The following is a 22,362-nucleotide window of genomic DNA, read 5'->3' as shown; positions in this document are numbered from 1 at the left end:
GCACGGCCGGACCCCGACCTCTCAGGAGCAGCAGTGGAGACACCCCCCATACCGTTCTGGCAACAGCGCTGGCAGGAGCGCCGCTCACCCTTCGCGGAGGAGTGCCGGCAGGCCCGGGACGCCCTCCTGGCCGACCTCAAGCAGCCCGAGGCGGCACAGCGGCGCGTGCTCGCCGACGTCATCGACGTGAGCGCCGGCTCCGTCCACTGGAAGGAACGCGGCTACAGCGCCGTCGCCCAGGACCACGACCTGTTCCGCACGGTCCTCCCCGTCATGCGGTACGAGGACTTCGTCCCCGAGATCGAACGCGAGACCCGCACCAAGGGCGGCGTGCTGACGTGCAGCCCCGTCCTGCGCTGGCTCAAGACCAGCGGTACCACCGGCGTGCCCAAGCGCGTCCCGTACACCCTCCACTGGCTCCTCACCTACCGCATCCCCGCCATGAAGGCGATGTGGGGCACCTACCTGGAGCACCACCCGGAGCTGCTTGCGCACCCGTACGCCACCCTCGACACCCAGACCGTCCGCGAGGACGTCTTCGACTTCGTACACGGCATCGGGCACCAGGCCGTCAGCAACCGGCACCCGCGCATCAACAGCCACGACTGGAACCCGCCGTGGTACGAGTCGCCGTGGTTCGGGCCCGACGTGCCGAACACCCACGAGGGCCGCATGTACCACCGGCTGCGCCACCTCGTCGGCAAGGACCTCCACACCATCTCGGCCATCAACCCCAGCACCCTGATCTCGCTCCGGGACCTGCTCGCCGAGCACGGCGCCGAGCTGGTGCGCGACCTGCGCGCCGGGACCCTCGAAGGCCGGCCGTACGGCGCGCCGGACGAGGAGGCCGCCCGGCACCTCGAAGCGGTCCTGCGCGACCCGGACTTCAGCCTCACCGACGTGTGGCCCTCCCTGTCGCTCTACACCTGCTGGCTCTCCGCCTCCGCCGGGCTGTACGCGGCCAAGCTCGACGCCGTCTTCCCGGGCGTGGCCAAGCTCCCGTTCATGAGCTGCGGCACCGAGGGCGTCACCACCATCCCGGTGGACGACTCCCTGCACAGCCAGCCGCTCGCCGTCGGCCAGGCGTACTTCGAGTTCGTCCCCGCCGACGTACCCCTCGGCGAGCTGGTCGAACGCGGCGAGCCGGTGGAGACGCTGCTGTTCGACGAGGTCGAACCGGACCGCGACTACCACCTGATCATGACGCAGGGCAACGGGCTCTACCGCCTGTGGACCGGCGACATCTACCACGTCGACCGGATCGTGGACGGCACCCCGTGGGTGCACTTCGTGCACCGCGCCGGCATCTTCCACTCCTTCACCGGCGAGAAGATCACCGAGTCCCAGGTCACCCAGGCCATCGAGCGGGGCCTCGCCGCCCACGGGCTCGGCACCGGCCTCTACATGTGCGGACCGCACTGGGGCGAGCCACCCCACTACATCGTCGTCACCGAGGCCCCCGAGCCGTCCCCCGAACTGGACCGCTCCCTCTCGGCCGCCGTCGACACCGCCCTGCACGACATCAACATCGAGTACGCCTCCAAGCGGGACAGTGGCCGGCTCGGCGCCCTGGAGGTCGTCACCGTGCCGCACGACGCCATCACCGCCTACATCGAGAGCCGCCGCCAGGCCGGCAACGCCACCCAGTACAAGTACAAGCCGTTCCAGCAGGACATCGAGTTCGTCGCGGCCGTCACCGGCCGCTGAAGGGGGACGCGGAACATGATCGAGACCAAGAGGCCACCGCAGAACATCCGCCGCGAGATCGTCGGACTGCCCGTCGAGGGCGCCGAACTGGCCCTGCACCTGTGGCGGCCGCGCGGACCGGTGAAGGGCGCCGTCTTCTACTTCCACGGCCTCCAGTCGCACGCCGGCTGGCTGTGGGAGGTCGGCCCGCAGTTCGCCGACAACGACATCGCCTTCTTCGTCCTGGACCGGCGCGGCAGCGGCATCAGCGGCGGCGCCCGCCACGAACTGCCCGACGCCGACACGGTCCTCGCCGACTACTCCACCGCTGTCGCCCACGTACGCGACACCATCGGCGACGACGTGCCGCTCTCCCTCTTCGGACACTGCCTCGGCGGCTCCTTCATGGCGGCCCTGATGCACCACCCGGACTTCACCACCCGCTACGACGCCGCCGTCTTCTGCTCCGCCTGGCTGGGCAAACTGCACGCCACCCTCGACGAGGAGCAGCGGCGCGAACTGGCCGCCGAGACCGGCACGGAGCTGTGGGACGCCGGACTGCGCTCCGAGGACTTCACCGACGAGCCCCGCCACCGCCACTTCATCGACCACGACGACCTGGCCGTCCGCGCCCTCACCCGGCGCTCCCGCGCCACCCTCCTCGCCCTGGAGGAGCTGTACATGCGGCCGGGCCGCACCCTGCCGCCGGTGCCCGCCGCCTTCGTCTCCGGCATCGCCGACCCCATCTGTGACCTCGACGACGCCCGCCGCACCTTCCTGCGCATGACCGGAAGCCACGGCGCCCTGCTCCAGTTCGCCACCGACAAGCACTACCTCTTCTACACCGGCGTGCGGGAGCGGTTGGTCGACTGGGCGTCCACCTTCACCCTCCTCCAGGGACTGGACCGCGATGCCTGAGACCGCCGGGGCCACCCTGTACCGGGTGCGGACGCCGATGGCGGTCGGCTTCGACCACCCGGCCCGGCGCCGCACCCGCGCCGAAAGCCTGCTGCTGCGGCTGGACGTCGACGGGACGGCCGGCCTCGGGGAGTGCGCCCCCCGCGCGTACGTCACCGGGGAGACCACCGCCTCCGTCACCGAGGCCCTCCAGGACGTGCCGATGGACGCGGTCCTCGACCGCCTGCGGACCGCCGAGCCCGCCGGGCTCCTCGCCGCGCTCCTGGACCGGGGCTTCGCCGAGACCTTCGGCGTACGGGGCGGCAACAACCTCCTGTGCCTCCTGGAGACCGCCGTCCTCGACCTGCTCGGCCGCCGGCTCGGCCTCGGCGGGGAAGCGCTCGTGCCGCACGACGGCGCCCCCGCCACCCGCCCCCCGACGCTGCCCGTCTCCCAGGTGCTCGACCTCGGCCTGGACGTCGAGGAATTCCTCGACACCCGCGGGCCCTTCCACTTCGTCAAGGTCAAGGCCTCACGGGACATCCGCCGCGACGTCCGCACCGTCACCGCGATCCGCGCGCGGCTCGGCGACCGGGTCCCCGTCCTCGTCGACGCCAACATGAGCTGGACGCCCGAGGAGGCCCCCGGCCACCTCACCGCCCTGCGCGACCACGGCACCGACTACGTGGAGGAGCCCCTCGCCAAGGGCTCCTGGGCGGACCTCGCCCGGCTCCGCGCCCACGGCGGCCCCCGCCTCATGCTGGACGAGTCCGTCTGCACCCCCGGGGACCTCCTGACGGCGGTCGCGAGCGGCGCCTGCGACCTCGTGAACATCCGCGTCGCCAAGAACGGCGGGCCCGTCACCGCGGGAAAGATGATCGACCTCGCCCGGCGCGGCGGCCTCGCCTTCCAGATCGGCGTCCAGGTCGCCGAGGTCGGACCGCTGATCACCGCCGGCCGCGCCCTCGCGTTCGCCCACGCCGACGCGCTCACCGTCGAAGCCGGCCAGTCCGACCGATTCTTCCCCGAGATGGTCGTCTCCCCGCGCCCCGCCGTGGACCGCGCCGCCAACACCGTGAGCCCCCCGCCCGGACCCGGGTTCGGGCTCGTGCCCAACGCCCACGCCGCGCCCTGGGCCGTCCTGCGCCACCGCGCGGGCGACCCGGCCCGGTGGCGGGTCGCCGCGCCCGGGGAGGCGGACCGCCACCACGGCGCGGAACCCGAGGACCGCCGCCCCGCGCCCCGTACGAAGGAACACGCATGACGACGACCTACTTCTCCGACCTCGTGGTCGAGTTCCTGCACCAGCAGGGCATCGACAAGGTCGCCTTCAACCCCGGCGCCTCCTTCCGCGGCGTCCACGACTCCCTCGTCCACGCCGACAACGCCGCCGTCGCGCCCGGCATCGTGATGACCTGCCACGAGGAGATCGCCGTGGCCGTGGCCCACGGCTACCACAAGGCGAGCGGCCGCCACATGGGCGTCCTCGTGCACGCCAACGTCGGTCTGCTGCACGCCTCCATGGCCGTCTTCAACGCCTGGTGCGACCGGGTGCCGCTGTTCGTCCTCGGCGGGAACGGGCCCGTCGACGCCGGCAAGCGCCGCCCGTGGATCGACTGGATCCACACCTCGCAGAACATCGAGTCGGTCGTCAAGGACTACGTGAAGTGGTGCGACCAGCCCGTCGGTCAGCGCGCCACCGTCGAATCCCTCTACCGCGCCTTCAAGCTCATGAACACCCCCATGCACGCCCCCGTGTTCGTGGCGCTCGACTTCGACGTGCAGGAACAGCCCCTGGAGGACGGTGTACGGCTCCTCCCCGCGAGCGCCACCGAGCCGGCGCGCCTGCCCGCGCTGAGCGACGCGGACCTGGACGACCTGACCCGCCGGCTGCTCGACGCCCGGCTGCCCGTCCTGGTGGTCGACTTCTCCGGCCGCGACCCCGGCACCGTGGCACCGCTCGTCGCGCTCGCCGAGGCCCTCGGCCTGGCCGTCGTCGACCGCGGCAACCGCATGAACTTCCCCACCACCCACCCCCTCAACATCAGCCACACCGGCACCGACCTGCTCGCGGAGGCGGACCTGGTCGTCGCCCTCGAGGTGCAGGACCTCGTGGGCGCCCTCGGCGCCATCCTCCCCCTCACCGACCAGGGCACGCCCGCCAACGGCGCCGACCTCGTCACCATCGGCTTCAACGAGCTTCTCACCAGCAAGTGGGCCGCCGACTACCAGCAGTTCGTGCCCGTCACCCGGGCCGTCGCCGCCGACACGGCGGGCACCGTCGCCGCCCTGCGCGCCGCCGCCGAGGACCCGGACGGCCCCTTCGCGGCCCCCGCGTTCGTGGAGCGCCGCGAGGAACGCGCCAAGGTGCTCGCCGCCCGGCACACCGAGGCCCGCGCCGACTGGGCCCGGCAGGCCGAGGAGACGAAGACCCGGCCCCGGATCCACGTGGCCGGCGCCGTGGACGAGATCCACCGGGCCGTACGGGACGAGGAGTGGATCCTCACCAACACCGGCAGCCTCACCATCGACGGCTGGGTGAAGAAGCTCTGGCCGCTGGAGCGGCCCGGCAGCTACCTGGGCCTCAACGGCGGCGGCGGCCTCGGTTACGGCCTCGGCGCCTCCATCGGCGCCGCCCTCGCCCACCAGGACGACCCGGCGCTCTGCATCGACCTCCAGGCCGACGGCGACTTCCTCTACACGCCGAGCGCGCTGTGGACCCTCGCCGCCTACGACGTACCGCTCCTGGTCGTCGTCATGAACAACCGCCTCTACCTCAACTCCACCCAGCACGCCGCCCGCATCGCCGGCCACCGGGACCGCGACATCGACCGGGCCCACATCGCCACCAGCTTCTACGACCACCCCGTCGACTTCGTGACCATGGCCCGCTCCTACGGCATCCACGCCCTGCCGCGGGTGGAGCGCATCGACGCCGTCGCCCCCGCCGTGCGCGAAGCCGTCGCCCACATCAAGGAACACGGCAAGCCGGCCCTCGTCGAGATCCTCATGGAGTGACGGCCCCCACGCGCCGCGCCCCCGACTCCCTCACGAACGTCCCCCAGGAGGCACCCACCATGACGGTGGTCTTCGAATGCGTCCACGACAACCGGCGGCACCTCGGAACGGGTGTGCCCGACGACGGAGCCCCGCTGCTCCTCCACCCCCTCGGCGACGACACCCTGGCCGGTCTGCTGCGCGGCACGGACGGCTCGCCGCAGGCCCTGTCCGCCGTCCTCGCGGCACGTGGCGCGCCGGTCGAGGTGCCGGCCGCCGAGCGCCACCGGGTGCGCATGCTGCCGCCACTGCTGCCCGACCACCCGGGCGACGCCCTGGTCAGCGGCTTCATGATGACGCACAACGTGAAGGTCGACGCCGAGGTCCCCGACCAGCCGAACTGGTTCGTCAAGGGACTCGGGGACGTCCTGAAGGTCCCCGGCGAGCCGCTGCGCGTGCCCGGCGAGGCCGTCGCGGTGTGCGAGGAGGCCGAGGTCGTCCTCGTCTACACGGGCGACGAGCACGGCGTGCCCCGCTACACCGGCTACACCTTCGGCAACGACGTCACCGACATCGGCCGGTTCAAGCGGCACCCCGGGCACCTGTCGTACGCCAAGCTCTGCGACGCGGGCGTGGCGCCCTGGCTGCACCTCGGGCCGCCGCCCCGCTCGGTGACCGGCGAGGTCACCGTCGAGCGGGACGGCTCCCCGGTGTGGAAGGGCCCCTTCACCACCGGCACCGACGCCCTCCACTACGACCTGCCCACGATGATGTCCCGCCTCTTCGCCCACGAGGCCCTGCACCGCCCCGGCCGGACGCACTACGTGTACATCGGCGCGGACCGGGGCAGCTTCCACGCCGGCTTCCGCACCGCCGACGGCGACCGGGTCACGATCGACGTGGCCGACCACGGTGTACGGCTCTCCCACACCCTCGTGTGGACCGGCCGGGCCCGGTCCGGACAGGAGCGGGAATGAGCGCCCTGACGGAGACGGCCCCCGGCGGCGCGGCGAGCACCGCGGGGGCCCCGGCCGCCCGCCGGCTCAGTGACATCGAGGCCTCGTTCGCCTGGACCCACGCCCTGCTGCGCGGCACGACCCAGGTCACCACCCACGTCACCGTCCGCGGCGACGTCGATCCCGCCCGGCTGCGGGCGGCCGTCCGGCGGTGGGCCGCCGCGCTGCCGATCCTGTCGCTCCGCATCGAGGAACGGCCCGACGGCCTGTGGTTCCGCCCGGAGCCCGGCGCCCCGCACCCGCCCGTCCGCACCGGCGTGCTCGACCCGGGCACCACCAGCGACGACGTGCTGCGCGAGGAGCTCAACGACGTCCTGGAGACCGGCGGTCCGCTGTGGCGGCTGCGTCTGGTCCACGACCCGCGTGCCGGGTCCGCGCACCTCTACTTCACCCGCAACCACGCCATCTCCGACGGACATTCGACCGGCGCCGTCGTCCGGACCCTCCTCGACCTGCTGTACGGCCCGGGTGAGGGGCAGGGCAGCCCGTACGACGTGGGCCGCCCGGCCCCCAATGCCGACGAGCTGCCCTATCTGCCCCCGGCGGCCGGGCCCGCCGCACAGCCGGACGGTCAGGAGGAGCCGGCCGCCGCCCGGCCCGCGCCGCTGCCGTTCGCCGACCACCGGCCGTGGCGCGAGCGGGGCACCGACGTGGTCCCGCTGGCCTTCACGGCGGGGGAGAGCCTCGCCCTGCGGACCTGGTGCAAGGAGCACGGCACGACCGTCAACCAGTTCTTCGCGGCGGCGCTCGCCGCCTCGTTCGCCCAGGTGACGGGCCGTACGGAGATCTCCTTGTACACGGCCGTGTCGCTGCGGCGCCGGTACGCGCCCCACACCCCGCTGCCCGACGTGGGCTGCTACATCAGTGTCCTCGCCGTCCCCCTGCGGCCGGGCGGCGACGACCCGGCCCGGCAGGCGCGCGCCTACGCCACCGCCCTGGCGCGGGCGGACGCCGCCTGGCGCCCGCCCCGGCGGGACCACGCGGAGATCCGCCGCACGGTGGGGGACCTGGCCGGCGCCCGTTCCTCTCCCGGGATCTGCCTCACCAACGTGGGCGTGGTCGATCCGGCGCTCGGCCCGCACGCGGGCCGGGTCACCGGCTTCCGCACGGTCGTCAACCGCACGGGCGCCAACTACGGCACGGTGCTCCATCTCGGCACCCTCCACGGGGCGTTCTCCGCCGCCCTCGCCTTCGGCACCCCGAGTACGGACCCGGAAACGGTGCGGGGCGTGGCGAAGGCGCTGCGCGACCGCGTGCTGCACCCCGGTCGCGCGGCGCCCTAGGGTCTTTCTTTCGGATCAGGCCGGATCAGGGAGCGGCGTCTGGTGCGTGCGTTCGCAAGGCGGAGGAGGGAGTCCATGCGGAGCATCGGCGACCGACGACAACGCTGGGGGCACCTCCCGTGCCCGAAGGGCTACGGGGGAGGGCGTGCGTGCCAGGCGACGCGAGCCCGGCAAGATCCGGAAGACAGGCCCTAGTCCGTGGGCTCCTCGTCGCCGGAGCGCAGCACCAGGTCCAGCAGTCCGGGGAAGCGGGCGTCGAACTCGGCGCGCCGCAGCCGGTTGAGCCGCTTGGGGCCGGCGTCCCGCTGCTCCAGGAGGCCCGCCTCGCGCAGGACGGCGAAGTGCCGGCTCAGGGTCGCCTTGGTGACGGGCACGTCGAAGCTGCCGCAGGCCCGCTCCCAGTCCGCGGCGCCCGCCAACTCCCGTACGAGGGTCCGCCGCACCGGGTCGGCGAGTGCCGTGAGGGCCGTCTCCAGGGGTACGTCGGCGGGGTCCGCGTGGACCGGGGGCGGGCGGTGGCCCGCGGGCTCCGCCGCCCGGCGCGCTCCCTTCCGCTCGCCACGCGCCGCCTGCTCCGCCCGCTCTGCCGATGCCGTCATACCGGCCGCTCCGTCCCCGCTCCGGCGCTCCGTGACACGGCCGTCACGGATTGCGGAGTGTTCGATGATCTGCGTACACTCAAGCGTGTTCGTCTTTGAGCGAACACTCTAGCGGAGCCGGTGACGTCCTGCCCGGACCGACCGCCTCCCCCCTCACCCCTCCACCCGTCCTCACCGGCCGCCCCTCGGCGCGCAAGGAAGGAAAACCCGTGACCCCCACCCCGACACCCCACGCCCGGCCGGGCCTCACGCTGTTCGCGGCCTGCCTCGGCTTCGTGGTCGTCATCCTGGACGTCAGCGTCGTCAACGTCGCCACCAAGGCCCTCGCCGAGGACTTCGGGGACAGCCTGTCCGGCCTGGAATGGGTGATCAACGGCTACACCCTCACCTTCGCCGCCTTCCTCCTCACCGCCGGCTCCCTCGGCGACCGCTTCGACCCCAAGCGGATCTTCATCGCGGGCTTCGGCCTCTTCGCCCTCACCTCCCTGGCCTGCGGCGCCGCGCCCTCACTCGTCACCCTCATCGTCGCCCGGATCGTCCAGGGCGTCGGAGCCGCGATGATCGTGCCCTCGTCCCTCTCCCTGGTGAACACCAACTTCCCCGACGCGGCCGGACGCACCCGCGCCGTCAGCCTCTGGGCGGCGGCCGGCGGACTCGCCCTCGCACTCGGCCCCGTCGTCGGCGGCGTCCTGGTCGACTCGCTCGGCTGGCGGTCCATCTTCTACGTCAACGTCCCCATCGCCGCCATCGGCATCCTCCTCGTCCGGGCGTACGCGCTGCCCGCCACCGGCCGCACCCCCTCCGCCGCCGGCGCGCCGGCCCGCCGCTCCCTCGACCTGCCCGGCCAGATCCTCGCCGTCCTCGCCCTCGGCGCGCTCACCGGCGCGATCGTGGAGGCCAACTCCCAGGGCTGGACCTCGCCGCTGGTCCTGAGCTGCGCCGCCGTCTTCCTCCTCTCCCTGGCCGCCTTCCTCACCGTGGAGCGCCGCAGCGCCGACCCGATGCTGCCGCTGCACCTCTTCCGCCGGAAGGCGTTCAGCTCCACCTCCCTCATCGGCGTCCTGCTCAACTTCTCCTTCTACGGCCTCATCTTCGTCTTCAGCCTCTACTTCCAGCAGGTGTGGGCCTACTCGCCGCTCGGCGCCGGGCTCGCGTTCCTGCCGATGACCGCCGCCATCATGGCCGCCAACCTCGCCTGCGGACCGCTCGTCAAGCGCTACGGCGCCCGGGCCGTCCTCCTCACCGGCAACACGCTGGCCGCTGTCGGCTACCTGGCCACCGTCCCGTTCGTCGACTCCGCCTCCTACCCCGTCATGATCGTCCAGTTCGTCGTCGCCGGCTTCGGCATCGGCCTCGTCGTGCCGTCCATGACCAACGCCATGCTCGGCGCCGTCGACCCCGCCAACGCGGGCATCGCCTCCGGCGTCCTCAACGCCTCCCGCCAGCTCGGCGGACTGATCGGCGTCGCCGTGATGGGCCTCCTCGTCGGCCAGGCCTCCGCCGGCCACTTCCTCTCCGGACTGCGCGCGGCCCTCGTCTGGGCCGTCGTCGCCCTCGCCGCCGGCGCCGTACTGAGCGCGACGGGCATCCGCAGGCCCGAACCGGCCGCGGCACGGGCCCCGGGGGCCGCCGCCCGCGCCGCCGCCGACGCCCGCTGACACCGCCCGCCCCGCCGCCCCGTCCCCCCGAAGGAGCCCCCGTGCCCCACCTCGTCCTCGAATACTCCGGCAACGCCCGCGACCGCGTGGACCCCGCCGTCCTCTTCGCCGAACTCCACCCCGTCCTCGCCCGGGCGGGAGGCTTCCGCCTCCAGGACTTCAAGAGCCGCGCCGTCCGCATGGACCGGTTCTTCATCGGCGACGGCACCCGCGAGCAGTCCTTCGTCAACCTCGACGTACGGACCTTCGCCGGCAAAGCCCCCGACACCCGGGCGGCGATCACCCGGGCCGCCCTGGACGTCCTCACCCGCGCCTTCCCCGCCACCCTGCGCGAAACCGCCTGCGACATCTCCGTCCAGATCACCGAACTGGACCGCCCGAGCTTCGCCCGGACGCGCTCCGGGGACGACGGGGACGGCCACCGCGCGGCCTGACCCGCCACCCGCCCCCTTCCCCGTACCCACGCCCTTCCCTCACGTACAGGAGCAGACCCCTCATGAGCAGCTTCACCGGCCGGCGCGTCCTCGTCGTCGGCGGCACCTCCGGCGTCGGACTCGCCACCGCGCGGGAGTTCACCGCCCGCGGCGCCGAAACCGTCGTCGCCTCACGCTCGGCCCGGAAGGTCGACGCCGCCCTCGCCACGCTCACCGCCGACGGCGGCAAGGCCACCGGACTGCCCCTCGACATCCGCTCCGACGACGAGGTGGAACGCTTCGCCGCCACCGCCGGAACCTTCGACCACGTGGTCGTCACCGCCGGCGAGACCCCCATGGGCCGCGTGGACACCCTGCCGCTCGCCGACGCCTACGCCGCCATGGACAGCAAGTTCTGGGGCGCCTACCGCGTCGCCCGCGCCGTCCGCGTCGCCCCCGCCGGCTCGCTCACCCTGGTCTCCGGCTACCTCTCCCAACGGCCCGGCCGGGCCTCCGCCCTGCAGAGCGCCATCAACGCCGCCCTCGAAGCCCTGGTCCGCGGCATGGCCCTGGAGTACGCGCCGCTGCGCGTCAACGCCGTCTCGCCCGGCCTGCTGCGCACCCCCCTCTGGGAGGGCCTGGACGACGCCGACCGCGAGCGGATGTACGAGGCGGCGGCCGGCCGCCTGCCCGTGCGGCGCGTGGGCGACCCGGACGACGTCGCCGAGGCGGTGCTGTTCGTCGCCGGGAACGCGTACACGACCGGAACGACCCTCTACGTCGACGGCGGCGGCATGATCGCCTGACGCGACCCGCCGGCCGGGACGGCCGACGCGCGGGACCTCCGGGCGCCCGGCCCGCAGGAACCGCCCGGCCCTCACCCCGTGGAGCCGCCGGGCGCCCGGTCAGGCAGGACCGCGCGCCGGACGACCCCGCCGCTCCTCGGCCGTACCCAGGCCCGCCGCCTCCGCCGCCTCGGCCAGCACCTCGCGGAGCATGTCGACGGTCAGCCGGCCGGTGAACACGTTGCGCTGGCTCACGTGGTAGCAGCCGAACAGGTGCAGCGGCGCACCCCGCCCGTCCGCCGGCGCCAGGGTTGTCCGCGTGCCGTGGCCGAACACCGGCCGGGGCCGGGGCACCGGCCATCCCGCCGCGCCCAGGGCCGGCAGGGCCGCCTGCCAGCCGAAGCCGCCGAGGACGACGACGGAGCGCAGGGTGGGCCGCAACAGCTCCAGTTCGCGGGCCAGCCACGGACGGCAGGTGTCCCGCTCGCCGGGGGTGGGCCGGTTCGCCGGAGGGGCGCAGTGCACCGGCGACGTCAGCCGCACCCCGTACAGCTCCAGACCGTCGTCCCGGTCCGTCACCGTCCCCCGCGACGCGAGCCCCAGCTCGCTCAGGGTCGCGAACAGCACGTCCCCGGCCCGGTCCCCGGTGAACATCCGGCCGGTCCGGTTCCCGCCGTGCGCGGCCGGCGCGAGCCCCACGACGAGCAGGGACGCGTCCGGCGGACCGAAACCGGGCACCGGACGCCCCCAGTACGTCCAGTCGCGGAAGGCCGCCCGCTTGACGGCGGCGGTCTCCCCCCGCCAGGCCACGAGCCGGGGACAGGCCCGGCACTCCACCAGCCGCCCGTCCAGATCCGTGAGCGTCGCGGCCTCGGGGGCCTGCCGGGCGGGACCGGGAACGGCGGAGGACATGCGCGGCCTGCTTTCGCGGATCGTCGGCGGGCGCCCGTGACCGGCGCGCCCGTCCCTCCAGTTGTACGAGGTCACCACCGCCCCGCACAACGCGGCCCCACCGGGGCGCCCTCAGCGCTGCAGCAGGCCCATCAGGGCGCGGGCCGCGGGGCTCGTCGCCTCCGGGGACGGCAACAGCGCCACCGTCTCGTAGACCGCCCCGGCCGTCCCCCGGAGCGGCAGGGCGCGCAGCGAGGGCCGCTTGTGCCGGAAGTGCGCCGGCACGGCGGCCACCCCCAGGTTCTCGTCCACCAGGTCCAGCAGACTGTGCACGTCGTTCACCTCCAGGGCCACCGAGCGGCGTACCCCCGCGGCGGCGAACGCGGCGTCCGTGGCCCGGCGCGGCCCCCACCCGGGATGGAAGTCCACGAACACCTCACCGGCGAGGTCCGGCGGCGACAACTCCGCGTCCGCCGCGACGAACGGATGGTCGGGGTGGCACAGCAGGGTCATCGGCTCGGCCGCCAGCGGCACCGCCCGCACCTGCTCCGACGCGGCCCCCGCACGGTAGGCGAACGCCAGGTCCAGCCGCCCCGCCGCGACCTCCTCGGCCAGGGCCGCGGAGCCCTCCTGCCGCAGCCGGATCTCCACGTCCGGATGGCGCCGCCGGAACGCGGCGAGCAGCCCCGCCACCGGCACCCCCGCGATGCACTGCTCGGTGCCGAGGGCGAGCGTGCCGCGCAGGACCCCCTGCACCGCGGCCACCGCCTCCTGCGCCGCCCGCACCTGCGCCAGGACGCGCTCCGCCTCCACGAGCAGCGCGCGCCCCGCCTCCGTCAGCGTCACCCGGCGGGTGCTGCGCACGAACAGCGGCGCCCGCAGCTCCCGCTCCAGGGCCCGGATCGAGGCCGACAGACCCGACTGGGACACCAGGAGCCGTTCCGCCGCACGGGTGAAGTGCCGCTCCTCGGCGACGGCGACGAAATGCTGGAGATGGCGCAGTTCCACGGGCCACAGCCTAGGCGATTGAGAACGACGGGCACTGAATCCCATCGGATTCTCCTGTTGGACCGATCCCCGCAGCCCACGGCAGATTGGATCCCGGGCCCGGCCTCCGTGCGCGGCCCCGTGTCTTCCACCCCCTCACCCCCGTGGAGCCGTGTTGTACACCGCACACCCCGAGCGCTACGCCGACCTCCCGTACCGCCGCACCGGCGGCAGCGGCCTGAAGCTCCCCGCCCTCTCCCTCGGCCTCTGGCACAACTTCGGCCCCGACCGCCCGGCCGACCTCCAGCGCGCCGTCCTGCGCCGCGCCTTCGACCTCGGGATCACCCACTTCGACCTCGCCAACAACTACGGCCCGCCGCCCGGCGCCGCCGAGACCGCGCTCGGCGGCTTCCTCGGGACCGACTTCGCGCCGTACCGCGACGAACTCGTGATCTCCACCAAGGCCGGCTACCTGATGTGGCCCGGGCCGTACGGCGAGTGGGGCTCCCGCAAGTACCTCCTGTCGTCGCTGGACCAGAGCCTGCGGCGGCTCGGCCTCGACCACGTCGACATCTTCTACTCGCACCGCTACGACCCCGACACCCCGCTCGAAGAGACGATGGGCGCCCTGCACACCGCCGTCCAGCAGGGCAAGGCGCTCTACGTCGGCGTCTCCAACTACCCGGCCGAGCAGACCCGCGAGGCCGCCCGCATCCTCGCCGGCCTCGGCACCCCGCTCACCGTCCACCAGCCCCGCTACTCCCTGCTCGACCGGCGCCCCGAGGACGAGGGCCTGCTCGACGCCCTCGACGAGCTGCGGATCGGCTCCGTCGCCTACTCCCCGCTGGAGCAGGGCCTGCTCACCGGGCGCTACCTGGACGGCATCCCCGAGGACTCGCGGGCCGCGAGCGACAGCCCCTTCCTGAACCGGGAGGCCGTCACCGAGGACCTCGTGGCCCGGTTGCGCGGCCTGAACGAGCTCGCCGCCGCCCGGGGCCAGAGCCTCGCCCAGATGGCCCTCGCCTGGGTGCTGCGCGAGGGCCGCGTCACCTCCGCCCTGGTCGGCGCCAGCCGCCCGCAGCAGCTGGAGGAGTGCGCGGCAGCCGTACGGAACCTCGACTTCGACGCCGGGGAACTGGCCCGCGTCGACGCCCTCGTACGCCCCTGACGCTGCGGGCCGGCGCGGCGGCCCGGGGCCCGGGAGGCGGCCGGGCCCCAGCCCCGCCGCAACCGGGCGAACGGCCGTCCATCGGAAGGGGAACGCGGCCGGTTTCTGGTATGGACCTGACAATGCAGGGCCGCTAGCGTGACCGTCGAACGCTGACTGAGAGCGCTCTCAGCCTTCTCTCGGCACTCGACTCCCTCACCTGGAGGTCTCGTGAAACGCCCCGCCGCCCTGCGCACCGCCCTCGCCGCACTGCTCCTGACGACCGGATGGAGCGCCGCCCACGCGAGCGGCGCACAGGCCGCTGTGGCCCCGGAGCGGGTCGCCGCCGCGCCCTCGGCCTCCGCCGGACTGCTCGACGCCATGCGGCGCGACCTCGGACTGACCGCCGCCGAGGCCGAGGACCGGCTCCGGGCGGAGAAGGCCGCGACGGCCGTGGAGAGGCCCGCCCGGGAGGCGGCCGGGTCCGCGTTCGCGGGCTCCTGGTTCGACCCGGCCACCGGCCGGCTCGTCGTCGCGGTGACGGACCGTGCCGAGGAGGCCGAGGTCAGGGCCCTGGGCGCCGACACCCGGCTGGTCCGGCACAGCGCCGCCGCGCTCGACCGCGCCAAGGCCCGGATCGACGCGCTGGACGCGCCGTCGGGCGTGGCCGGCTGGCACGTCGACCCCCGCGCCAACAGCGTCGTCGTCACGGTCGTGCGGGCCGAGCGGGACGAGCCCGCCGTCCGCGCCTTCGTCGACCGCGCCCGGGCCGGCGGCCCCGTCACGGTCGCCGAGACGGCCGAGGCGCCGCGCACGTACGCCGCGGGCACCGTCGGCGGGGACCCGTACTACACCGGCAACGTCCGCTGCTCCATCGGCTTCTCCGTCCACGGCGGCTTCGTGACGGCGGGCCACTGCGGCCGCGCCGGAGCGGCCGTGCGCGGCTGGGACGGCTCCGCCATGGGCACCTTCCACGGCTCCTCGTTCCCGGGCGACGACTACGCCTACGTCGGCATCCACAGCGGCTGGTGGACCGTGCCGGTGGTCCTCGGCTGGGGCACCGTCCCCGACCAGCTCATACGCGGGTCGGCCGAGGCGCCCGTCGGCGCCTCGATCTGCCGGTCCGGCTCCACGACGCGCTGGCACTGCGGCAGGGTGCTCGCCAAGAACGAGACCGTGAACTACAGCCAGGGCGCGGTGCACCAGATGACGAAGACCAGCGTGTGCGCCGAGGGCGGCGACTCCGGCGGGTCGTTCCTCAGCGGTGATCAGGCGCAGGGCGTCACCTCCGGCGGATGGGGCAACTGCTCCTCCGGCGGCGAGACCTGGTTCCAGCCGGTGAACGAGATCCTCAACCGCTACGGTCTGCGCCTCCACACCGCCTGACGCCCGGCCGGTCCGGACCCGTGCCGTGCCCTGGGCGGGCCGTGTCCGAAAGACAGGCCCTAGTGCCGGTCGAGCGGCCCCCACGCCCCCACCTGCCGGGCGATCTCCTCCTCGGCCTGCTCGATGACCTCCGGTGCGATCCAGCCGAGCGGCCGCACGTCACGGACGAGGGGCTCGTTGTCCGGGCCCCGGGCGGCCTCCCGCCCGTGCAGGAGCCAGGGCCGGACCACGCCGTCCCTGATCCGGGGGAGGTGCGAGTAGTCGTACAGCCGCCGCGCCGCCCACGTCCGCAGTGAGTGGTCGCCCCACCACTCCTCGACGTCCAGGGGATTCGCGGAGAGGCCCGGCAGCTCGACGCCGGTCAGTCCGTCCCGGCTCGTCGGCCCCGCGAGATCCACGTACGGGCCCAGCGACCACCGCACGTACAGATGGCGCCGTGAGGCGATCAGGTCGGTCAGCTCGTCCAGTGTGGCGATGGTGGGCATCGCGTCCAGATGATCGGGCGTCCGGTGCATGAGCGGCGACTACCCGGTCCGGCCCGCTCCACTCGGCCCGGTCGCGTGACCCGGCTCGCGGCCGGGCCGAAAAACCCCTGCTCCGGCGGCGTAGGGCTCCCCGGTCACCGCGTACGCCGCCGCTCACTGCTCACTGCTAGCTGCTCACTGCTCACTGCTCACCGGTTCACGGTCACGGCTCCCCGGCACCGCTCCCTGCTCAGGCGAGGACCACCGGCAGGTCGAACAGGTCGTTCTGCGTGACGACCGGCTTGTTCCGCAGCTCCTCGCGCGGCACCGCCAGCCGGAGCTCCGGGAAGCGGGCGTACAGGGCCGGCAGCGCCACCGAGGCCTCCAGCCGCGACAGGGCCGCGCCGGGGCACACGTGCGGGCCGTGCCCGAAGGAGATGTGGCGGTTCGGGCTGCGGGTGACGTCGAAGTCGCCCGCCGTCGGACCGTGCTGCGCCTCGTCCCGGCCGATCGCGCCGTACGACACGATCAGCGCCTCGCCCTCCGGCAGCACCCGGTCCCCGACCTGGACGTCCTCCCGGGCGAACCGGAACAGGACGTGCGAGGTCGGCGTCGACCAGCGCAGGGTCTCCTCGATCACGTTCTCCCACGGCACCTCGCCCTTGAGCACCAGGGCCCGCTGCTCGGGGTGGGTCTCCAGGGCGACGACGGCGTTCACGATCAGGCTGATGGTCGTCTCGTGGCCCGCCGCCACCATCAGCTGGAGGGTGTTGGTGATCTCCTCCGTGGTGAGCCGGTCGCCGTCCTCCGAGGCCTCGATCAGCGCGCTGGTGAGGTCGTCGCCGGGACGCTCCTTCTTCGCCGCGACGATCCCCGCGAACAGGGCGCCCAGGTCCGCCATCATCGCCGGCACCTCCTCGGGCGGCGTCTGCGTGGAGAAGAACTTGTCGAACAGCGACTTCATCCGGGGATGGTCCGCCGCGTCCACACCCATCAGCTCGCCGATCACGTTCATCGGCAACGGGTAGGCGAACTCCGCCTTCAGGTCCACGACCTCGCCCGCCGGCCGCCCGGCCAGCCGGTCCAGCATGCCGTCCGTCAGGGCCTCGATACGGGCGCGCAGCCGCTCCACCCGGCGCGCGGTCAGCGCCTGCGCGACCAGGGTGCGCAACCGCCGGTGCTCCTCGCCGTCCACGGTCAGCATCGACCGGCCGGGGTTCGCGAGCCCGATCAGCGGCCAGTCCTGCGATATCTCGCCGCGCCGCCACGCGCCCCACACCTCGATGTCCTTGACCAGGCGCGCGTCGGTGAGGAGCGTGCGCGCCTCGGCGTGGCGGGTGACGGCGAAGCAGGGCACCCCGCCGGGCAGCACGACCCGCGCCAGCGGGCCGGCCGCGCGCAGCCGGGCGCTCTCGCCGTCGAGGTCCGACACGAACGGGTCCAGCGTGATCACGTCGGTCTCGCCGAGGTCACCGGCGCCGCCTGCGGCACCGGACGCGGCGGTGTGGTCGAACGGACAGCTCACGAGAGGCCTCCCAGGGCCGGGGTCGGGGTGTACGTCACGGGCAGCGCGGTCAGGCCCCGCAGCCAGGGCGAGGGCCGCCGGGTCAGACTGTCCTCCGGCACGGCGAGGTCCACGTCCGGCAGCCGGTCGAGCAGCACCTCGATGCCGGTGCGGGCGATGGTCTCGGCGACCTCCTGCGCGGGGAACGGGCAGCGGTGCTCGCCGTGGCCGAAGGAGAGGTGGGCGTTGTTGCCGCCGGTGAAGGCCCCGGCGTCGGCGCGTACGTGCGGATCGGCGTTGGCGGCGGCCAGGCCGAGCAGCAGCAGGTCGCCCTGTTCGATCCGGCGTCCGCCGAGGTGGGTGTCGCGCGACGCCCACCGGCCGGCGACGTTCTGCGTCGGCGTGTCCTCCCACAGGACCTCGTTCATCGCCTCGCCGACGCTGTGCCGGCCGCCGGAGAGGGAGGCGGCGAACCGGTCGTCGGTGAGCATCAGGCGCAGCGAGTTGCCGATCCAGTCGGCGGTGGGCTGGTGGCCGGCGGCCATCATGACCATGAGGTCCTGGGCGACCTCCTCGACGGTGAAGCCGGCCGTGTTGCCCAGCATCCGCGAGGCGACGTCGTCGCCGGGGCGCGCTGCCTTGGCGGCGAGCAGCGCGCCCATCGACTCCGCGAGGTGGCGCTGGCCGTCGAGGGCGCCCGCACCGCCGTTGATCATGTCGTTCATGGCGGTGACCAGGCCCGGGCCCTGCTCGTCGGCGAAGCCGTAGAGGGCGGCGAGGACACGGACCGGCAGGAGCATGGCGTACTCGGCGACGAGGTCGCAGGCCCCCTTGCCGCACAGCGCGTCGATGAGCTCGTCCGCGTACCGCTCGGCGAGCTGCCGCAGCACGAAGGGGTCGACGGCCTCCAGGGCGCCGGAGACGACCCCGGCCCGCTCGCGGTGCCGCTCGCCGACGGTGTAGAGGATCGACGGCTGCTTGCGGCCGATCATGGGCAGCAGCGGCCAGTCCGCCGGGATGGCGTCCCACTGGTTCCACAGGTCGGAGTCGCGCGAGAAGAGGACCGGGTCGCTGGTGACCTGGTGCAGTTCGCGGTAGCCCAGGACCAGCCAGGCGGGGACGTCACCGTCGAGCAGGACGGGAGCGACGGCTCCGTGCTCCCGCCGGATCCGCCGGTACAGCTCCAGCGGCTCGGTGTGGAAGCGGGGGCCGCTCAGCGGGACGGGCGCGGACGCGGGGTGGGTCACGGGGTGGGCTCCGGGATCGGCTGTGGTTCCGAGGCGACGACGGTCCGCAGGTGCTCGACCAGGGAGATCAGGACCTGCTTGCTGGACTCGCGCGACCGGGCGTCGCAGAAGACCAGGGGGACCTCGTCGGCGAGGTCGAGGGCCTCGCGGATCTGGGCGGCGGTGTGCGCGGGCCCGCCGAAGTCGTTGCAGGCGACGACGAACGGGGTGCCGTGGTGTTCCAGGCGGTCCACCGCGTACCAGGAGTCGGCGAGCCGCCGTGGGTCGACGAGGACGACGGCGCCGAGCGTCCCGGAGAACAGCCGGTCCCACAGGAACCAGAACCGTTCCTGGCCCGGCGCGCCGAACAGGTAGAGGACGTTGTGCGCGTCGAGCGAGATCCGGCCGAAGTCGAAGGCGACGGTCGTGGCCGTCTTGGCGGCGACGCCGGCGGTGTCGTCGACGTGCTCGCCCGCCTCCGACATGGTCTCCTCGGTGTTCAGCGGGCGGATCTCGCTGACCGACCGGACCATCGTCGTCTTGCCGACACCGAAGCCGCCGGTGACGACGATCTTCAGCCCGTTGTCGGCGGTGCTGCTGAGGTGCCGGTCCTGCCGCGGCCGCTGCCGCTTTTCAGAGGTTTCGGAGTCCAACGAGCACCTGCTCCAGGATGTCGTGATCGGGAAGGCGGTACGGGGCGGGGCGCGGGTGCCGTGCGCTGATCCGGCCCGTGTCGTGCAGGTCGGCCAGGAGGATGCGGGTGATCGAGACGGGCAGCCCGAGGCCCGCCGCCACCTCCACCACGGCCGTGGGGTAGCGGCACATGCGCAGGATCGCGGCGTGCTCGGACTGCATGCCGGGGGCCGGGTCGCTCTCGGCGACGATCAGTGTCACCAGGTCGAACGCGGTGGAGCCGGCGCGGGTGCGGCCTCCGGTCAGGGTGTAGAGCCGGTCGGGGGACTCGTCGCGACCCGGCCTGACGCGGCTCATCCCCGGGGCCTCGCGACGAGGTGCTCGCCCAGCTGCTCGACCAGCTCGGTCATGTTGTGCCCGACGAGCCCGGCGTCGGCGTCCTCGTCCGCGATCAGGGCGAGGTGGGCGCCTTCGCCGGCCTCCACGATGAAGAGGATGCCGCCGTAGAACTCGGCCATGGCGGACCGCACGCCGCCCGTGCCGTCGCCGAACTCGACGGAGGCGCCGTGCGAGAGGCTCTGGATGCCGGCGGCGATGGCGGCGAGCTGGTCGGCCTGGTCGACGGAGAGCCCGGGCGTACGGCAGAGCTTGAGGCCGTCGCGGGAGAGCACCAGGGCGTGCCGGGTCCCCGGGGTGCGTTCCAGCAGCCCCTCCAGGAGCCAGCTCAGCTTCTCGTCGGTGGTGGTGCCGGTCATGCGGGACTGCCTTCCGGATACGGGGGGTTCGAGGACGGCGGCGTGGTCGGTGCGGCCGTCGTGGCGGGGGGAACGGAGGAGACGGAGGATTGGGGGGCCTCGGAGGGCGCGGAGGTTCCGGACGGTGCCGAAGTGGCCTCCGGGATGGCCGGAGCCGCGGGGGAGCCGGAGGCTTCCGGGGCTTGGGCGGCGCCCGTGGGCTGCTCGGTGCGAGAGGCGGAGGGCGCGCCCAGGGCCTGCGGGACTGCTGTGGCCTGCGGGACCTGTGGGACGGCCGGTGCCTCGGGGGCGGCGGCCGGCTCGGGACGGTCGTCGTCCGGGGCCGGGCCCGCTCCCCGTACGGCGCGGTGGAAGCCACCGAAACGGGCCGACGTCCTGGCCGCCCCGCCGGGCCGGGGAGACGTCTCCCGGGCCGGGGCGGAGGACGGTTCGGCGTGCTTGAGGTGTGCGGCGAGTGTCCGGCCGCGCCGGCGGCGGGGGAGGGGAACCTCGTCCGCCGCGGCCGGGTCCGGCTCGCCCGGGCCGTCGGCGGCGCGCGTCGCGGGGGAGTCCCCGGGGGCGTCGAGCTCCGGCTCCGGCTCCGGCGCAGGAGCGGCGGCCCGGGGGGAGGGAAGGGCTCGCGTGCCGGCGCCGGCCACGGGCAGCGGGAGTCCTCCCGCCGGGGCGGCGGACCGGGGGGAGCGGCTGATGAGCTCCTGCGGGATCATCAGGACGACGCCGGTGCCGCCGCGCGCCGAGGGGCGGAACGACACGGTGAGGTGGTGCTTGCGGGCCAGCCGGCCGACCACGTGGAGGCCGAGGCGGGTGCCCGAGAGACCGGCCAGGTCCTGCGCCGCCGCTCCGACGGCGGCTTCCGCCCGGCGCAGCTGGACGTCGCTCATCCTCAGGCCGCTGTCCTCGACGGTCACGACGACGCCCGCCGGCACCTCCTCCACGTACACGTGCACCTCGGCCGTGGGCGGGGAGAAGTTGGCCGCGTTGTCGAGGAGTTCGGCCAGCGCGTGCATGACGCCCTCGGCCGCGTGCCCGGCGACCGCCGCCTCGCAGTGCGAGTGGAGCCGTACGCGCTGATAGCCGGCGATGCGGCCCATGGCGCCGCGCAGGATCGACTCCATGACGATGGGACGTGCCCAGCGCCGTCCGGACCGGGCGCCGGTGAGCACCGCGACGGAGTCGGCGAGCCGGCCCGCCTGCGCGGTGCGGTGGTCGAGGTGGAGCAGGTCGGTGAGGACGTCCTCGTCGGCGTGCCGGTGCTCCATCTCGCGCAGGTCGGCCATCATGCTCGTGGCCAGCGCCTGCATGCGCCCGGCGGCGTTCGCAGCGGCGGCCATGGCGGCGGAGCGGGCGGACTCGGCCCGGCGGAGCCGGTCCCGCAGCCGCTCGGTCTCAGCTCCCAGGTCGGCGGCGATCCGCTCCCGCTCGGCCTCGTGGGAGCGGAGGAGGTCCTCCACCCGTGCCGTGTGCGCGGCGGCCGTGGCAGCGCTCTCCGCCTGGTGACGTTCCTTCAGGGCGGCGAGCTCACGCTCGGCGGCGGCGGTCCGCTGGGCGGCGTACGCGTCCTGGGAGGCGACCTGCGCGGTGAGCCGCTCGGCCTTCCTCGCGAGCGCGCGTGCCGTGCGTCCGTACCAGGTGACGGCGAAGGCGGCGGCCGACAGCAGGACCACGCCGCAGACGGCGAACCAGCCGAGCGCGGGGCGGACCCCGGCCGGCGCGGCCGACACCGCCGCGGCCGCGAGGGCTCCTCCCGCGGCGGCCGTCAGCAGAGAGGCGGTCAGGGCAGGGCGGAAGGGGGTGGAGGACGCCGACATCAACCGACTCTCGAGCGGGCACTGGTAAGGGTTCGCGCTCGCACTATAGAGGCGCCCTTGATCAGTTCGGAACTCTCCCGATCGGATCCCTCTTCAGTGGTGCGCGTGTTTCTGCGCTCCGTCGACACTTTCTGATCGCGCACCGGGGCTGAAGGCGTCGCCGACTGCCGGGTTATCAAGAAACCTTGCTGAAAAGGTCATAGCCCTGTGAAGACCCTTTGATTTGC

21 protein-coding genes are annotated in these 22,362 nt (G+C 74.0%); 11 read left to right on the top strand and 10 right to left on the bottom strand.

Features of this window, described 5'->3' with window-relative positions; translation table 11 throughout:
• The first annotated feature begins 33 nt into the window (after positions 1–33).
• Genes ABTY40_RS05500 through ABTY40_RS05475 form a run of 6 tightly spaced genes read left to right on the top strand, consistent with a single transcriptional unit; the run spans position 34 to position 7,879 of the window.
• Positions 34–1,707 carry a GH3 family acyl-acid amido synthetase gene (locus tag ABTY40_RS05500; protein ID WP_352058295.1) on the top strand — a complete coding sequence of 558 codons (1,674 nt, stop codon included), beginning with the start codon at positions 34–36 and terminating at the stop codon, positions 1,705–1,707.
• A 15-nt stretch (positions 1,708–1,722) separates the two neighbouring features.
• Positions 1,723–2,604, top strand: a complete 882-nt coding sequence (locus tag ABTY40_RS05495) for an alpha/beta fold hydrolase (protein ID WP_352058294.1) — start codon at positions 1,723–1,725, stop codon at positions 2,602–2,604.
• Positions 2,597–3,847, top strand: a complete 1,251-nt coding sequence (locus ABTY40_RS05490; RefSeq protein ID WP_352058293.1) for an enolase C-terminal domain-like protein — start codon at positions 2,597–2,599, stop codon at positions 3,845–3,847. The genes ABTY40_RS05495 and ABTY40_RS05490 overlap by 8 nt, the downstream gene beginning before the upstream one ends.
• The gene (locus tag ABTY40_RS05485; protein ID WP_352058292.1) at positions 3,844–5,601 is read left to right on the top strand and encodes a thiamine pyrophosphate-binding protein; all 1,758 of its coding nucleotides are present in this window, start codon (positions 3,844–3,846) and stop codon (positions 5,599–5,601) included. Before ABTY40_RS05490 ends, ABTY40_RS05485 begins: the two co-directional genes overlap by 4 nt.
• Positions 5,598–6,557 carry an FAH family protein gene (locus tag ABTY40_RS05480; RefSeq protein WP_352058291.1) on the top strand — a complete coding sequence of 320 codons (960 nt, stop codon included), beginning with the start codon at positions 5,598–5,600 and terminating at the stop codon, positions 6,555–6,557. The genes ABTY40_RS05485 and ABTY40_RS05480 overlap by 4 nt, the downstream gene beginning before the upstream one ends.
• The gene (locus tag ABTY40_RS05475; RefSeq protein ID WP_352058290.1) at positions 6,554–7,879 is read left to right on the top strand and encodes a phthiocerol/phthiodiolone dimycocerosyl transferase family protein; all 1,326 of its coding nucleotides are present in this window, start codon (positions 6,554–6,556) and stop codon (positions 7,877–7,879) included. The genes ABTY40_RS05480 and ABTY40_RS05475 overlap by 4 nt, the downstream gene beginning before the upstream one ends.
• 191 nt (positions 7,880–8,070) lie before the next feature.
• Here the strand turns inward: ABTY40_RS05475 and ABTY40_RS05470 are convergent, their stop codons facing one another.
• A complete protein-coding gene (locus tag ABTY40_RS05470) occupies positions 8,071–8,478 on the bottom strand; it encodes an ArsR/SmtB family transcription factor (RefSeq protein WP_352058289.1) in 408 nt (135 codons plus the stop codon).
• 209 nt (positions 8,479–8,687) lie between these two features.
• On the opposite strand from ABTY40_RS05470, the gene ABTY40_RS05465 reads away from it, so the two are divergent.
• The 3 genes from ABTY40_RS05465 to ABTY40_RS05455 all read left to right on the top strand — a co-directional run bounded on the left by ABTY40_RS05465 (position 8,688) and on the right by ABTY40_RS05455 (position 11,355).
• Positions 8,688–10,136, top strand: a complete 1,449-nt coding sequence (locus ABTY40_RS05465; RefSeq protein WP_352058288.1) for an MFS transporter — start codon at positions 8,688–8,690, stop codon at positions 10,134–10,136.
• A gap of 41 nt (positions 10,137–10,177) precedes the next feature.
• On the top strand, positions 10,178–10,570 hold the full coding sequence (locus tag ABTY40_RS05460; protein ID WP_352058287.1) for a 5-carboxymethyl-2-hydroxymuconate Delta-isomerase: 393 nt from the start codon (positions 10,178–10,180) through the stop codon (positions 10,568–10,570).
• A gap of 62 nt (positions 10,571–10,632) precedes the next feature.
• Positions 10,633–11,355, top strand: a complete 723-nt coding sequence (locus ABTY40_RS05455; protein WP_352058286.1) for an SDR family oxidoreductase — start codon at positions 10,633–10,635, stop codon at positions 11,353–11,355.
• 99 nt (positions 11,356–11,454) lie between these two features.
• On the opposite strand, the gene ABTY40_RS05450 is transcribed toward ABTY40_RS05455, so the two are convergent.
• Entirely contained in the window at positions 11,455–12,246 is a 792-nt protein-coding gene (locus tag ABTY40_RS05450) for a uracil-DNA glycosylase (RefSeq protein ID WP_352058285.1), read from the bottom strand.
• 111 nt (positions 12,247–12,357) lie between these two features.
• Complete coding sequence (locus ABTY40_RS05445; protein WP_352058284.1) at positions 12,358–13,233, bottom strand: LysR family transcriptional regulator; 876 nt, start codon at positions 13,231–13,233, stop codon at positions 12,358–12,360.
• A gap of 154 nt (positions 13,234–13,387) precedes the next feature.
• On the opposite strand from ABTY40_RS05445, the gene mgrA reads away from it, so the two are divergent.
• Together mgrA and ABTY40_RS05435 are read left to right on the top strand one after the other, a co-directional pair.
• Positions 13,388–14,380, top strand: a complete 993-nt coding sequence (gene mgrA, locus ABTY40_RS05440; protein WP_352058546.1) for an L-glyceraldehyde 3-phosphate reductase — start codon at positions 13,388–13,390, stop codon at positions 14,378–14,380.
• Positions 14,381–14,590: 210 nt separating this feature from the next.
• Positions 14,591–15,745, top strand: a complete 1,155-nt coding sequence (locus ABTY40_RS05435) for a S1 family peptidase (RefSeq protein WP_352058283.1) — start codon at positions 14,591–14,593, stop codon at positions 15,743–15,745.
• Positions 15,746–15,804: 59 nt separating this feature from the next.
• Here the strand turns inward: ABTY40_RS05435 and ABTY40_RS05430 are convergent, their stop codons facing one another.
• The 7 genes from ABTY40_RS05430 to ABTY40_RS05400 form a co-directional block, all read right to left on the bottom strand.
• Positions 15,805–16,260: a DUF6098 family protein gene (locus tag ABTY40_RS05430; RefSeq protein WP_352058282.1), complete on the bottom strand. Its 456-nt coding sequence runs from the start codon at positions 16,258–16,260 to the stop codon at positions 15,805–15,807.
• 199 nt (positions 16,261–16,459) lie between these two features.
• On the bottom strand, positions 16,460–17,662 hold the full coding sequence (locus ABTY40_RS05425) for a cytochrome P450 family protein (RefSeq protein WP_352058545.1): 1,203 nt from the start codon (positions 17,660–17,662) through the stop codon (positions 16,460–16,462).
• A 68-nt stretch (positions 17,663–17,730) separates the two neighbouring features.
• Positions 17,731–18,960 (bottom strand): cytochrome P450, encoded by a 1,230-nt coding sequence (locus tag ABTY40_RS05420; RefSeq protein ID WP_352058281.1) that lies wholly within the window; start codon positions 18,958–18,960, stop codon positions 17,731–17,733.
• A complete protein-coding gene (locus tag ABTY40_RS05415) occupies positions 18,957–19,592 on the bottom strand; it encodes a GTP-binding protein (RefSeq protein WP_352058280.1) in 636 nt (211 codons plus the stop codon). Before ABTY40_RS05415 ends, ABTY40_RS05420 begins: the two co-directional genes overlap by 4 nt.
• Positions 19,573–19,929 carry a DUF742 domain-containing protein gene (locus ABTY40_RS05410; protein WP_352058279.1) on the bottom strand — a complete coding sequence of 119 codons (357 nt, stop codon included), beginning with the start codon at positions 19,927–19,929 and terminating at the stop codon, positions 19,573–19,575. The genes ABTY40_RS05415 and ABTY40_RS05410 overlap by 20 nt, the downstream gene beginning before the upstream one ends.
• Positions 19,926–20,327, bottom strand: coding sequence for a roadblock/LC7 domain-containing protein (locus tag ABTY40_RS05405; protein WP_309055242.1), 402 nt, complete (start codon positions 20,325–20,327; stop codon positions 19,926–19,928). Before ABTY40_RS05405 ends, ABTY40_RS05410 begins: the two co-directional genes overlap by 4 nt.
• Entirely contained in the window at positions 20,324–22,135 is a 1,812-nt protein-coding gene (locus ABTY40_RS05400; protein WP_352058278.1) for a sensor histidine kinase, read from the bottom strand. Before ABTY40_RS05400 ends, ABTY40_RS05405 begins: the two co-directional genes overlap by 4 nt.
• Positions 22,136–22,362 lie beyond the last annotated feature (227 nt).

It is taken from the genome of Streptomyces sp. NPDC126503, assembly GCF_040302405.1.
GTDB lineage: Bacteria > Actinomycetota > Actinomycetes > Streptomycetales > Streptomycetaceae > Streptomyces > Streptomyces gulbargensis.
This window is presented reverse-complemented; position numbering and strand designations above follow the sequence as displayed.

Excerpts from the sequence above, each read along its gene's own strand:
- ABTY40_RS05455 (WP_352058286.1), top strand. The coding sequence starts at position 10,633 with ATGAGCAGCTTCACCGGCCGGCGCGTCCTCGTCGTCGGCGGCACCTCC.
- ABTY40_RS05400 (WP_352058278.1), bottom strand. The coding sequence starts at position 22,135 with ATGTCGGCGTCCTCCACCCCCTTCCGCCCTGCCCTGACCGCCTCTCTG.
- ABTY40_RS05490 (WP_352058293.1), top strand. The coding sequence starts at position 2,597 with ATGCCTGAGACCGCCGGGGCCACCCTGTACCGGGTGCGGACGCCGATG.
- ABTY40_RS05405 (WP_309055242.1), bottom strand. The coding sequence starts at position 20,327 with ATGACCGGCACCACCACCGACGAGAAGCTGAGCTGGCTCCTGGAGGGG.
- ABTY40_RS05410 (WP_352058279.1), bottom strand. The coding sequence starts at position 19,929 with ATGAGCCGCGTCAGGCCGGGTCGCGACGAGTCCCCCGACCGGCTCTAC.
- ABTY40_RS05495 (WP_352058294.1), top strand. The coding sequence starts at position 1,723 with ATGATCGAGACCAAGAGGCCACCGCAGAACATCCGCCGCGAGATCGTC.
- ABTY40_RS05470 (WP_352058289.1), bottom strand. The coding sequence starts at position 8,478 with ATGACGGCATCGGCAGAGCGGGCGGAGCAGGCGGCGCGTGGCGAGCGG.
- ABTY40_RS05450 (WP_352058285.1), bottom strand. The coding sequence starts at position 12,246 with ATGTCCTCCGCCGTTCCCGGTCCCGCCCGGCAGGCCCCCGAGGCCGCG.
- ABTY40_RS05475 (WP_352058290.1), top strand. The coding sequence starts at position 6,554 with ATGAGCGCCCTGACGGAGACGGCCCCCGGCGGCGCGGCGAGCACCGCG.
- ABTY40_RS05485 (WP_352058292.1), top strand. The coding sequence starts at position 3,844 with ATGACGACGACCTACTTCTCCGACCTCGTGGTCGAGTTCCTGCACCAG.
- ABTY40_RS05430 (WP_352058282.1), bottom strand. The coding sequence starts at position 16,260 with ATGCACCGGACGCCCGATCATCTGGACGCGATGCCCACCATCGCCACA.